Source organism: Arthrobacter sp. TJ-178 (assembly GCF_058269275.1).
In genome coordinates, this window is record NZ_JBZCNK010000001.1 from 339,390 (window position 1) to 352,419 (window position 13,030).

The window sequence follows — 13,030 nt, forward strand, 5'->3', positions numbered from 1 at the left end:
GAGCAAATGACCTGCGGAGAGCTTGAGGCGGTTGTGAGAGGGGCCTCAACCGGCCCCTCGTGAGGGAATATATAGAAAAACATGCACATGTAACGATTTGGCATACGGCGGTCGTGTTACGACACAAAGCTATCTTTCTGCTTCACCACGTGGCACTATTCCCGCCCGAAGCCCCGGGGCCGCGCAGGCCGTACGCTGTTAGCGGGCAACGGACCATTCCCAGAAGTTCCACCACAAACCGGTGGAGTTGGGCATGTACTCCACATGTTCAATGGTGTCCGCCGAGGCCTGCAGGCCCGGAACCTGGTACAGCGGCAGCCCGTAGCGTGCCTCCCAGATCAGCCGGTCGACACGGGTTTGCAGCTCATCACGGCGCTGGGAACCGGTCTCGGCGAGAAGGTCATCCATGAGGGTGTCCGCCTCGGGGCTGGAGAACCCGTTGTAGTTGGACGCCGCGCCGGTGCGGAAAACCTGGGGTGTGCCGGAAACGCCCACGCCCGATGCCGTCCATCCAAAGATGGCTGCGTCGTAGGTGTCCGTCCCCAGTTGGGCGGCCCATTGGTCGGCCGGGAGGCCGCCGTCGACGACGTCGAACCCCGCCTCCTCGGCCGACTGTTCCATCAGCTTGAAAGCCGTTGCACGGTTGGCGTTGTCCCGGTTGTACAGGAGCCGCACCTGAGGCGCTGCGCCGTCGAGCAGTTTCCGCGCGCGGTCCAGGTCCACCTTCGCAAACCCCTCGGATCCGTTCGTGGCCGCCGCATCCTCGTAGCCGGCCTGATCAGTCAGGAATACTTGCGAGTCCAGCGGTTCCACGCCGGGCTGGAGCTGCGCCGCGGTCTCTTCGACGATGGCCGCCCTTGGCACCGTTTTCAGGAAAGCCTCACGGACGCTTTCCTCGGCAAAAACACCGGTGAAGTTCAGGTCCACATGCTCATAGGCGAGCTGGTTCCCCTGATGCAGGTTGATGTTGCCCATGGTGTTGAGGGCCGGCAGTGTGCCAGGGTCCGGCTGCGGCGAGATGATATCCACCGAACCGTTCCTTAGCGCGGACACCTGGGCCGAAGGATCCTGGATGAAACTGACGACGATTTCGTCTAGCTCCGGCACCGGCCCCCACGTGTAGTCCGCGTTCCGGACCAGGGTCAGGGAAACGCCCGGATCGATCTTTTCCACAATGTACGGACCCGTGGAGAGGTAGAGGGCGGGATCCTCGGGCAGGGTCGGGGCAGTGAAGGCAGTGTTCCAGTAGTCGGCGACGGCGCGCAGCTGCGGATTCTCCGGCGCCGGGGCCAGGACATCCCCTGCCGGGGTGTCCCGGATCAGCGAGGTCAGCTCCTTTTCATCCGCCAGCCCGGCACGCTGGGCCACAATGTGCGCCGGGACGCCGATTCCGCCGCCGTCCGTCAGCGACCCGAACGCGGTCTCCCAGTCCGCATACGGCTGGGAGTAGATCAGCGTGATCGAGCGGTTGTCCTCGCTGACTTCAGGCAGGCCGGTCAGCGCCAGGGCTTCGGTGGATCCGGCGTAGTCAAAATAGCGCGTGCCGGAGAGGACCGTGCCGTTGGTGGCCCTGAGCTCGTCGTTGAAGCGGCCCGATGCCGCTGCCCACGCGAGCATCATGTCATCCGCTCCCACCGGGGCGCCGTCGGACCAGGCGACCCCCTCGTTGACCGTGTACTTAACCGTCAGCGGATCCTCGGATACTCTCTCGTACGTGCCGAACTCATCCAGTGGAACAATGTCCAGGTTGTTGTCCACATAGTTGAAGCCGGAGTGGGTGGCGTACGCGATCCGATGGTTGATTTCCGTGTTGCCGGATGCCGCCTGGGGATTGAATGAACTGAAAGTTCCGGACTCGGCAACCTGGACCTGGCCTCCCGGAGTGGGTGAGGCGCCGGGCGATTCCTCAGTGTTTTCAGCTTCGGCGGTACAGGCACTGAGTGCCAGGGCGGCGGCAGCGCATGCGGCACCCAACTTGGTCAGGCGGTTCAAACGCATTCTGGGCTCCCCGGGATGTATGGCGTCGATCGCACACCCAGTGATAATTGCACACCGCCCGGGTTCCCACGAGCATTCGGGCGGGGCCCGGCCAGCCCCCCGGCCCTGCTCCGGCACGCGGGGCATGGATACGATGGACACAGGCTTCAACAGCGCGGCCATCAAACCGGAGGACTCTCATGAAAATCACCATTGTCGGCGGATCCAAAGGCACCGGAGCCCTATTGGCCGCGCTGGCGCATGAAGCGGGCCATGAAGTCACCGTCGTTTCCCGCACCGGGAGCGCACCCGCCGGCATCCGGGCCGTCGCCGGGGATGCCTCCGATCCCGCCGTGGCAGCGCAGGCCGTTGCGGGAGCCGACGCCGTCGTCGTCACCGTGGGCGGCGCCAAGGGAGCTCCCCGGCAGCGCGCTGCCGTTACCAAGACTGTCATCGCGGCGATGCAGGATGCCGGAGTGCGCCGGCTCCTGGTGCAGTCCTCGCTGGGCGCCGGAGATTCGGGTTCGCAGATGCCAGCCCCGCTGCGCATTGTTATGCAGGCCGTGCTGGCCAAGGCGCTGGCCGACCACAACGAGCAGGAAGCTGCCGTTCAGGGTTCCGGCCTGGACTGGACCATCGTCCGGCCCACCGGGCTCACGAACAAGGAGCCAACCGGCACCTGGAAGGCGCTGGAAACGGGCGACGGCGGGCGGCTGGGCGGCTCGATCCCCCGCCGGGACCTTGCTGCCTGCATGCTCGGGATTCTTAGTGACGATTCCACCATTGGCAAAGCCCTTGGGGTAAGCAGCTAACCCTGGTTAGATTTTTCCGAGGCGGTAGAGGCTAAGCAGTATCGCCTGAATCTGTGGCGTGTACATGATGGAGTCGTATTGCTCCCCTGCACTGTTGGCCCGCTGTTCCACCACCGCGCCCAGTGTTCGGGCCAGCTTCGACGGCTCCCATGCACCCGGCTCTCCGTCGAGAACTCCTATCTCTCCGAGCCGCTTGTTCAGGGCAATGGCACTCATGCCGGCATCCTCCGGGCGAAGCTCGCCTGCTTTCGACCATGAACTGATAACGGTAGTCAGCGTCACGGCCCGCGGAAGCTCAGCGTCCAGGGGCGCGGACTCCGACGGCGCTTCACCCTCGAGTGCCTCGGTGCCTGTTGCCTTGCACTCCCCCTCCACTGCGGTATCGAACTCCTCAATGGGAGCGGGCACTGAAACTGAGCGCTGGGCGAAGGCGGACATCACGCTGAAGACTTTGCCGTTGTCCCATCGGTTCGCGGCCGCGAAAACCACAAGAAGGTCCTTCGCACGTGAAACTGCCACGTTCATCAATTCCGGATTCGCATCAATGAAGCCTGCCTCCGGACTGCCCTCACCGTACACAGCGGAAAAGAGAACGATTGGCCGCTCCGCACCTTGGAGACGGTGTGCCGTGCCCACCGTAATCTTCGTCCATAGCTGTTCCGGCAGATCCGCTGACGCCTCCGCCGCTTTCGCTGCCTTCTCCAGCTCCTGGCTGATCAACCGGGCCTGGGCGCTAAACGGCGTCACGACCGTGATCAGGGCATCCTCGGCAACGCGCTTGTTCGGATCCGGTTCAGAGGTGGAGTAGACATCCCGGAAGCGTGCATAGTTCTCCACGATCCAGGCGGCGACCGCTTCCGCCTCCGCCTGGTTGGTACGGCTGGACCCTTGCTGGGAATCATGCGAACCCGGCACGTCAATCCAGAGGAAGGCGGGAGACGCCCCATGGAGCTTGGATTCTTGTGCATTACGCTCCGCCTTGAGCAACCCGTCATACAGAAGGGTGTTGCAGAATCCAATAATGTCCGGGTGGCACCGGAAATGCTCCGCGAGGAACAGCCCCGGAGATCCTTTTCCGTAGCTCCAGCTTGAAGCATGGGCAGCCGTCCGCATCAGGCTTGAATGCTCGGAACACGTCACGCCGCGCTTCTGTAAATCCTCTGACCATGCGGGTGCAGAAATGCCGGCACTCTGCGCCACTTCACAGTCCGTTTGCTCGTCAATGGACCACACGGGCGGCAACTGTTTCTCATCGCCGACTACCAGGGCACGCGAGGCCAGCGCGAAATTCGGCAGGCCAAGCGCGGTATCCACCTGACCGGCCTCGTCTACGATCAGCAGGTCGATGCGCCCGGTGTCAAAGCGGGCGGGTTCTCCTTGCTTTGTCCAAAGCTTGAAGTACTTCGGCACCTGATAGACGGTCATGACGAAGCACGGTGTCAGAGCAGCGGCCTGCCGCCAATACCGCTCCATGACGCCTGAGGTTTGTTTGAACCGTTCTTCGGGCTCGATGAAGTCCTTGGTGAGAAGCCACTGGGCCTCGAAATAGTGCACGGCCAGCCAGAATTCGGCATACCGGAGCGTCACATCGAGCTTCTGATCGAGCAGCTCCAGGGAATCGCACTCCTTCAACTCCCGCACCCGACCGAGGGTCCGCAGATGCGGCGACGCCTCCACTTCTTCGCAAAGGCTGACGTAACGGTTAGAGCGCCCCTGCGACCTCATGGTGGTCACCAGTTCGACGCGGTACCCGTCCAATTCCGTCAGAGCGTCGTGAATCCACTGCTGCAGCTGGGGAATATCGGTGATGCTGCCGAAAAAGGCATGGGCGCTGAGTGCAAAGCGGTCCTTCGCCCCGGCTATGTAGGCTTGGCTGCTGTACGCGGAATACGTCTGGCCCTTGTCCTTTTGTTCGACCAGGAACTTCGTCCTGGCTTCGGCCAGCTTCCCTGTTGACGGACAGTAGACCGCCAGCGAGCGCAGCGCTTCATCGGCGGATGCCTCCCCGTTCCGCTCCTGCGGCAGCCAGCGGAACTCCAGCGGGCCGGGCTCGTCCTTCGCTACCGAGGCGAACGAGGAGATGATGTTGGTGACCGCCTGGTTGTTGGTGGAAGTGCCCACGATGACAGGCGGAGATCCCTTTTCCAGGGCACGGCGAGTCACGAGGTTAGCTACGACCGCCTGCAGCATCGTCGTCTTGCCGGTGCCGGGAGGACCGCTGACGGCAGTGACCTCACTGCCCGCCCCACTGAGGAACGCATGCACAGCGCGTCGCTGCGAATCCGCCAACGGGTTTCGGTCTCCCATTGATCCGCATGACATGAGGGCAGCCCCGTACAGCCCGCCGCCGTCGTGGATCCCCACCTGATGAGGTCTTTCACCTGACCATCCGGCCGTCATCCGCTCCACCAGGGCTGGCATCTTCTTCGCCGTGCCGAGAAAGTCATAAAGGTCCAGGAGGGCAGCCACCGCGTAGATCCGGTCTGTCTTCTGGACAAAGCACAGCTCATGCTCAACCGTTTCCCCGCGCATCTTCTGGCTGGACGCGTAGTCCGCAATGGGTTGCTTTGCGACCTCCTCGAACAACCGGTCCGCCACCTTCATCGCGTCAGCGAAGGACTCGTTCTGGGAGACATCGGAACCCAGCACGGACCGTGCATACTGCCAAAAATCGCTCAGCGACCCGACCATGACCTTTTTGCCGCTGACCAAGGGTGATTCCAGACGTTCGGACGGTATCCATGGAGAGGAAGCCGTCTCCAGCACGGGCACCAGCCGTCCGTCCGGAAACAGGTTTGCGGCTAGGAGCAGCAGACCGCTGTGAGCTGCCGGGCCGCTATTGGTGAGTTGGCTCAGTGAAACGAGGGACACCACCACGGAAATCGGTGTGGCTCCATTCGATTCAGCCTCGGTGGGCCGCGGCGAGCCTGATGCGTTCTGCGGAGCGCGGCGTCCGGCCTTCTCCTTGTCAGGATCGGAGAACAGTGTTGCGGTGTCCTCCGCGCTCAAGGCTCCCGTGGCAAGCTGCTCACGTCCTGTTAGCACGTACACGGAGGAGTCCTGCAAGGTGATCTCCTCCAACCGTCCCCGTCTGAGCACCCTCGAAAAATAATTCGCCACCTGAACCGCGTCCACCATGTCTGGTTCCTCCCCCATCAGCCTCAGTCAGTGGTCGGTCACGCTACCGGAACCATCCGTCACTGCACAGTGCGTAGTCTCCGCAAGCCCGCCCAGCCGCGCCCCAAAACCGGCACACAGGACGTGTGCGTCCTGCAGGGGCATCCACCAGCACGTCCATGACTGAGGTTCACCGCCGTCGGACGGGTGGTCTTCTCCGGCAATCCAGCGCTCCTCGAACGTCTCATCGAGAAGCTCGAGCTGGAAGAAGTGCCGTTCATGAACCTCGGGCTTCGAGGGCCACACGTCGTATTGCTCTACACCGAGCGCCTGGACGACGCGCGTCCGCAGCCCGGTCTCTTCGTACACTTCACGGACCACCGCTTCGGCCGGCGGTTCTCCCGGCTCGATGGTTCCCGCGGGTACCTGCACGCCGGTGATTTCCATCGATACGTGATTGTGTGTGAACACCAGGAGGCGCTCCTCGTGAAGAACGTAGCCGACAGCCTTCTGCACGGTACGCCGGTGAGGGTGGCCGGACGAGGATTTCGAAACCAGCGGCTTCACCATAATCAGGCAGGGCGTTCCAGCACCCCACAGGTCCGTTTCCTCCAGAGCAAGGAAGCCCCACTTCTCGTAGAAGTGCCGGGTCAGCGCGTACCCGGCGTCCGGATGCGACGGACCGAGAGTCTTGACCTCCAGCAGACGGACGCCCCGCGCGATCGCATCTGCCTCGACGGCGGCGAGCATCGCGGTTCCGACGCCGGTGCCGTGGACTGCGCGGTCCACCACCGTGAGGTGGATTTCGGCCGCGTGGGGAAAGTGCCGGTCAACCAGCGTGACTCCGACGACGCTGCCGGCGTCGTCGCGCACGGTCCACGTTTCCTTGCTTCGGGCGGCCTCGATGTACTCGGTATTTGACTCCGGCTGCCCGAACCACTCCGGCACGCTCGCCAGCAGGCGGGCGACGTCGTCGGGCACCGCGCGGTCCCTGGCCGCCCTCCACCGTGGGTATCTCTCCTCCAGCCCCCTGGTTCCGTCCTCCACAGCGCACCCCGTTCCGGCGATTGGTGCGTCCATATCGCCGAGCTGATCGTAGCTGTCGGTACACACGCATTAGGTACCCGGCACTCAGCACGCGCGGCGGGCCAGCTGACGTGAATTCCCAGGGCTCCGCCGGCGCTTGCTTCGCTCAGCTGCGACGGCGCTGGACCACTCCCGATATCCCTACGATGAAGAGACCGAACAATGTGATCGCCAGCAATTTAAGGACCGCAAATACCACTGTGAGCAGCGGAGCGGTCGGCCAAACAGCACCAAATCCGAGTTGCAGCGGAGAAATGACGATATCGAGGCCGTACGCGATTGCCCACAGGACCCCGTTGGTCCCGGCCTCGAGCGGGCCGCCGGGGGCAGACCCGGTACCATCCCGGTACAGATCTTGAATGTTGCACCAGGCGAGGGTCGCAACGACCAACCAAATCAACGCAAGCCAGCCAATGGCGCGGACATTTCTATAGAAGTACCGCACGGTCACGTCGAGCGTAAGCCACCGAACCACGCGAGTGAGCCAGCGTTGGCTCGAGTCTCGGTGCCGCTCGGCAGCGATGCGAATCGCCATCGCCGGCTCTTCTAGATAGTCGCGATCAAGCGCATCAGCGAACTCAGACCAGACTTGTCGGCGGTGCGGATTGAGCGCCGCGCGTGCCGCACGCTGTTTGCGCAACGGGTGTGGGATGACCCCTCCAGCGAGCCACTCCTGAATCCAATTGGCCTTCCACGCGTCAGTCCGATGGCGCGCGTCATCCCATCCCCACACCTTCAACCGCTGAATTCGTATTCCGTCGAGCCCGTCCTTCGCTGGAATCGTTTCCTTGGGATCGTTGTCTCCAAAGACGATGAACTGGTTGATCGTCGACCCCGTTAGGACGAGGCGGAATTTCTCCTCGGTACCTCCCGGATGGTCCCGAAGTTCGAATGTTCCCAGCTCACAATCCAACAGGAAGAGCTGGCTGAGTCCCTCACAATCAAGAAATCGAATCGCGCTGTCGAATTTGGACTCCGTTGCATTGAATGCGCTGCTCCCCCAGCGCGGCGGTCCGAAGAGGCACCCGTCAAACACGAGCCGGGGGACGCGCGCATGGTCCAGGTTCATGAAGAACTCATGAAATGCGCAACCCCAGAATCCGATCGGGAAAGGCAGATCCAGCCATGACCAGTTCATGTCTCCTGTGATGACCACTTGCTCAAGTCGCAATCCACGGGGGTCGTACCTTGCATCGCCGCGAGACTGGCCCGCGTAGCGAAGAAGCACCTTCCGAAGCGTGCCTCCATCCAGGACGGCGGTTGCCAACGGTGGGTCGGCCTCAATATCCAAGTAACGGCCGGTGACGTCTTCGTCAGCCGGGATATCCTCGACTGCGGCAGGATCACCACCTGAATTCAGCACTCTGCCAGATTCGATGGCTTGAACGATCTCGTCCTCCGCAACCTGGCGGAGTCCCAAGTGAGCGAAAGCAGTCCCGCTGGCGGATAAGTCCCCATATGCCTCAGTCAACGCACCCAACGTTTCTCCATCTATGCTCGTCGTAATCCGGATTGGCTTCCGCTACTGTGATCGGCATCCTTGGTTTGACGGGACTCTCGGAGCCCGCCCCCCCTATCTGGCCAAATCATCTCGTTTGCGCCAAGAGTAGCGTGACAAGCGTCAAGGGCGCGGGGTCGCAAACACGCCGGGCCCTACCACGCAGTTTTCGCCCCGGTCACAGTTCCGGACCGGATATTGATAGGAGTTGCAATAGCTGGGAATTCGTCCCGTCAAAGTCTAGGCCTGCACCGGATGAAGTTCACGGAGAGCTAATCACCTGCCGGCCCTCGATTCTGTTATAAGAAATGCCGCCCTTATCTGCTTTCGCAGAGGACGGCATTCCTTCTGATTCAGAAGACGGAACTAGACGTTGAGGCGGAATCCATGTTCCGTACTCGAACAACCTCGTGTCGCCGACGCTCTCTTCCGGGCCACCGGCTTCGCCAGCACCAGACATGGGGCGCCTGCTTTCCACAGGGCGGCCGCACAGCTCAGACCGTCGCGAGTGCTGCCTTTTTCCGGTCCTTGGCAGCCGCGATGCGCGGGCCGCTAAACCACAGCACGATCCCCGCCAGCACCCAGATGCTCAGGGTCAGAGCCGCAGCACCCCCGCCGACGCCGTCGAAGTACGCCACGGAACGGACCAGGGTGCCGGCAGCCCCGGGCGGCAGGAGCTGGCCGATCATGGCCACCCCGGCGGGAAGCCACTGTGCGCTGGTGGAGATTCCGGCGAAAGGATTGCCCACAAACATCATGGACATGGCAGCAATGGTGAATCCTTTGGTGCCGAAGCACTCGTTGAGGCCGGCCAGGGGCAGGGCCAGCGCTGCGATGCCAAGGGCCACGCTTGCGGCAACTGGAACCAGGGGCCCCTCGATGCTGCCGAAGAGGTACTTCAACACGGCAGCAACCACGAATCCGCCCGCGACCGAAAAACCGGTGAGGCCGGCGAAGATCCACCAGCGTTTCCCGGACAGCATGGAGCGGAACGCTACCGCAGGGACAATGCCGCCGAAGACCAGGGGGAACGCCAGACCGCCGATGCCCACGCCCGTCGGGTCTCCGGAGGGAAGCGGAACCACATCCACAATCTCAGCCGTTTGCCCCATGCTGCCCGCCATCGTGGCACCGACATTGCTGACCGTCCCGGACACTGCGGTTGAGCCGGCGCTCGCCACGTACACTTGCATGTCTTCGGGATCCGAGAAGTCGACGCCGCCGACGATTTCCCGGTCCCGGATTCCCTGCTCCAGCGCGTCGGCACTTCCATAGGCGTGGACGGCGAAGGCGCCCGGTGACTGCGACTCCAGGGTTTCCGAGACCGCCTCGGCTTTCTCCTGCGATCCGACTACGCCCAGGCCCAGGTCCCGCGGCCCGGAATGGAGGGAGGGTGAGATGAAAAGCATCAGCAGGGCAAGCAGGATGACCGAGAGTCCGACGGTCAGGCCCGCCCAAATGGCTGCGTGCTTGCGATGGGAGCCGGATGCCGGCGCTTGAGCTGTCATGGTCCTTCAAAGTTCCTATCTGGAGGAATTTCCTCCGCAACTAACGGATGATATTCCTCCGGTTTAGACTGGAAGTCAACTTGAAGGGAGCCGGAATGAGGGCTGACGCCGCACGTCGGAGAGAAGCGATCATTAGCCATGCGAGGCACATCTTTGCCCAGCGGGGCGGGGATGTTGCGCTGGAGGCCGTGGCAGCGGCGAGCGGCGTGGGTATAGCCACCCTCTACCGCAATTTCCCGTCCCGCGATGATCTGGTCAGGGCCGTCGTCCAGGACACCGTCGAGGGCATCCTTGACGCCGCCCGCGAAGCTCAGGCGGGACTTGGGACAGATGCTGCCGCATCCTGGGAACGGCTTTTGTCGCAGTTGATGTCGATGGAACTGGGTGCGCTGACCGACGGTCTCGCCTTGCAGGCAGGCAGCGCCTCCGATCTGGAAGCAACTCCCCTGGCGCAGGTGCAACGCCCTGCCGTAGAGGCGTTGGATGAGGTGCTGGCTGGCCTGAAGGCAAATGGGGCGGTCCGGCAGTCGCTTACGGCGCTGGAGGTTATTGTTGCGGTTGCGACGATCACGCGCCCGCAGGTCGCTGCCATCCGCAATGCTGCCCCGGATGCCCAGGCGCAGCTGGCTCAGGCTTACCTGCTGTGGAGCCGTGCCGCGTAGGGCCGTGGAGCAGGAGACGCAGCGGGCCAATGCGTCCATAATCGGTGGCGGCAAGGGTGACGCCGCCCCCGGGTAGCCGCTCCCCTATTCGCGCCAGGGAACGTACTGAGACCGGCCTTCCCAGGAACCATGCTCTGACAACGGTCGAAAGCGCAGCGTGGTGAATTCGTGGTGGAAGTCCCGGCGTTCGCGTTCAACCATTGCCTTCGCGTGGCGGCGGGCGGCTTCCCCGTCGTCGCGGCCGGACACCATCCCGGTCATCGCGCGGGTACTGGTCCAGATGGAGAACGTTGAGACTGTCCGAGGGAGCCGGAGCCCTGCCAGGGCCAGTGTTGCTTCGGGGTGGTCCCGAATCTGGCTCTCCACCGGGCGGCCCCACTGGATGAACCGCGGCAGTTCCGGAAGGCGGAGCCGGGCAAGTGTCACGGCGACGACCGGCTCATCCGGCCTCGAGGGCTCCGCCGTTTCCGGCAGCCCGCTGAACTCGGAAACCTCGCCCCAGCGGCGCAGGTACCGCAGCCGGACGTGCCAGCCCTGGTCCAGTTTGCGTCCCAAGGGATCGCTGGAAAGAAAGGACGACAGCGCCTGCTCGTCCTCCCACTGCGCGAAAACCGCCGTGCGCTTTAGCTGCATCCGGCGAGGGGAAACGATCGGCGCACCCAGCGCCATTCCGGCGAACACTTCGGCGTGAACCAGGCCGGGCGCTCTCAGTGGCCGCAGCATGGCGCCGACGGCGGTGAGCGGCGGCAGGGCGGCGAGGTGGAACGAGTAAAGGCTCATGGTGCCGGTGCCGGTTGTTTCCCCCATCCCCTGATCCTTGCCCGGCCCGGCGACAAACGTCAAATAGCCCGAGCCGTGTTAGTCTGCCCGCCGGTAGTGCACGGAGATCGCACCGTTGCGCATCGGTTCGGCAGAGATTAGCTCCAGGCGGCGCGTGCCGGGCAGAAGGTCCTGATACAGGGTTGGCCCATGCCCCGTGATCATCGGGTGGACGAGGAATCTGTACTCATCAATCGCGTCCAGCCGGTCCAGCGCTGCGGCGAGCCTGCCGCTGCCGAGGAGAACGCCGTCGGGAGTCCGGTCTTTGAGTTCCTGCACTGCGGTGCGCAGGTCGCCCTCGATTCGGTGGCTGTTGTTCCATGGGAAATCGCTGCGTGTCGCGGACACGACGTACTTGGGTTTGGCCTCCAACTTGAGCGCCCAGTCGCGCATCGCCGTCGGCGCTTCGACGTCCCCGCGGGCGACCAGGGGCCAGTAGCTTTCCATCAGCTCGTATGTGGTTCGACCCCAGAGCATTGCCCCGCTCTCGTCCAGAAGCCCCGTGTAGTGGGCATGCGTCTCGTCGTCGGCAATCCCCTCCCTGTGGTCGATGCAGCCGTCCAACGTGACATTGAAACTGAAAGTGAGCTGGCCCATAGTGCGATTCTCGGTCGCCCCCGGTCCACGCGCAATGCTCCGCCGACGCAGCTTCCAAAGGAATCCCGACCACCGCGGATGGGCATACATTCCTCCCCCAATCTCCGGACCGGGAATACGCTGCTTACACCGGGAGTTCCCCCTTCGCCGGCAACGGCCGGCGAGTAACTGCGAGGAGAGAACAGACATGTCACGAGTAGTCATCTTCGGCGGAACCGGATACGCCGGCGGAAACATCGCCCGCGAAGCGGTTTCCCGCGGGCACCAGGTCATCTCCTACTCCCGCAATGCCCCGGACCAGCCGCTGGACGGAGTTCAATACCGCACCGGTTCACTGGCCTCGCCGGAGGTACTCGCGGCAGCCGTGGAGAACGCTGACGACCTTGTCGTGGCCGTGCACGGAGCCGACGTCGACGGCGCCCCGCTCACCACCCTTGTGCCCCGGCTGATCGACGCCGCGCGCACCAACGGCGTGCGCCTCTCCTTCGTGGGCGGTGCCGGTTCGTCGCTGGTAGCTGAGAACGGCCCGCGCCTGGTCGACACCCCGGACTTCCACGACGACTGGAAGCCTGAGGCCCTGGCACACGCGGAGGTTCTCGAGGCACTGCGGCAGGCCCCCGAGGATCTCGACTGGTTCTATGTGAGCCCGGCCGCCCTCTTCGGTTCCTTCGTTCCCGGCGAGACCACCGGCGCCTACCGGACCGGCGGCGACGTCCTGGTATCCAAGGACGACGGATCCTCGGAAATCTCGGGTACCGACTATGCGCTGGCCTTCGTCGACGAGATCGAGAAGCGCGCGCATCCGCGCCAGCGGTTCACCGTCGGGCACTGACCCAAGACCTCAGACGGGAAGCACAGCACGGGACCGGAAGAACGGCAGAAGAACGACACCATACAGAAGCAGCCCCTTTCCTCGGCTGGAGGAAAGGGGCTGCCGGCTGTTTTTAGCGTCGC

At 63.5% G+C, this 13,030-nt stretch carries 10 protein-coding genes; 3 read left to right on the forward strand and 7 right to left on the reverse strand.

Translation table 11 applies throughout. From position 1 onward, the window contains the following. Nucleotides 1-198 precede the first annotated feature (198 nt). Nucleotides 199-1,998: an ABC transporter family substrate-binding protein gene (locus AC4D2Q_RS01550; RefSeq protein WP_490944455.1), complete on the reverse strand. Its 1,800-nt coding sequence runs from the start codon at nt 1,996-1,998 to the stop codon at nt 199-201. A 179-nt stretch (nt 1,999-2,177) separates the two neighbouring features. On the opposite strand from AC4D2Q_RS01550, the gene AC4D2Q_RS01555 reads away from it, so the two are divergent. Beyond that, on the forward strand, nt 2,178-2,789 hold the full coding sequence (locus AC4D2Q_RS01555; RefSeq protein WP_490944457.1) for an NAD(P)-dependent oxidoreductase: 612 nt from the start codon (nt 2,178-2,180) through the stop codon (nt 2,787-2,789). A gap of 6 nt (nt 2,790-2,795) precedes the next feature. Here AC4D2Q_RS01555 and AC4D2Q_RS01560 read toward each other — a convergent pair whose 3' ends face one another. The 4 genes from AC4D2Q_RS01560 to AC4D2Q_RS01575 form a co-directional block, all read right to left on the reverse strand. After that, nucleotides 2,796-5,840 carry a DEAD/DEAH box helicase gene (locus AC4D2Q_RS01560; RefSeq protein ID WP_490944459.1) on the reverse strand — a complete coding sequence of 1,015 codons (3,045 nt, stop codon included), beginning with the start codon at nt 5,838-5,840 and terminating at the stop codon, nt 2,796-2,798. Between the two features lie 114 nt (nt 5,841-5,954). Beyond that, complete coding sequence (locus AC4D2Q_RS01565) at nt 5,955-6,887, reverse strand: GNAT family N-acetyltransferase (protein WP_490944461.1); 933 nt, start codon at nt 6,885-6,887, stop codon at nt 5,955-5,957. Between the two features lie 211 nt (nt 6,888-7,098). Continuing rightward, the gene (locus AC4D2Q_RS01570) at nt 7,099-8,472 is read right to left on the reverse strand and encodes a hypothetical protein (RefSeq protein WP_490944463.1); all 1,374 of its coding nucleotides are present in this window, start codon (nt 8,470-8,472) and stop codon (nt 7,099-7,101) included. 512 nt (nt 8,473-8,984) lie between these two features. Further along, entirely contained in the window at nt 8,985-9,998 is a 1,014-nt protein-coding gene (locus AC4D2Q_RS01575; protein ID WP_490944465.1) for a hypothetical protein, read from the reverse strand. 95 nt (nt 9,999-10,093) lie between these two features. Here AC4D2Q_RS01575 and AC4D2Q_RS01580 point away from each other — a divergent pair, with 95 nt between their 5' ends. Further along, on the forward strand, nt 10,094-10,660 hold the full coding sequence (locus tag AC4D2Q_RS01580) for a TetR/AcrR family transcriptional regulator (protein ID WP_490944467.1): 567 nt from the start codon (nt 10,094-10,096) through the stop codon (nt 10,658-10,660). A gap of 84 nt (nt 10,661-10,744) precedes the next feature. Here the strand turns inward: AC4D2Q_RS01580 and AC4D2Q_RS01585 are convergent, their stop codons facing one another. After that, a complete protein-coding gene (locus tag AC4D2Q_RS01585) occupies nt 10,745-11,467 on the reverse strand; it encodes a hypothetical protein (protein WP_490944468.1) in 723 nt (240 codons plus the stop codon). A gap of 51 nt (nt 11,468-11,518) precedes the next feature. Next, a complete protein-coding gene (locus AC4D2Q_RS01590) occupies nt 11,519-12,076 on the reverse strand; it encodes a dihydrofolate reductase family protein (protein ID WP_490944470.1) in 558 nt (185 codons plus the stop codon). A 187-nt stretch (nt 12,077-12,263) separates the two neighbouring features. On the opposite strand from AC4D2Q_RS01590, the gene AC4D2Q_RS01595 reads away from it, so the two are divergent. Continuing rightward, nucleotides 12,264-12,908 carry an NAD(P)-dependent oxidoreductase gene (locus AC4D2Q_RS01595; protein ID WP_490944472.1) on the forward strand — a complete coding sequence of 215 codons (645 nt, stop codon included), beginning with the start codon at nt 12,264-12,266 and terminating at the stop codon, nt 12,906-12,908. The last annotated feature ends 122 nt before the right edge of the window (nt 12,909-13,030 follow it).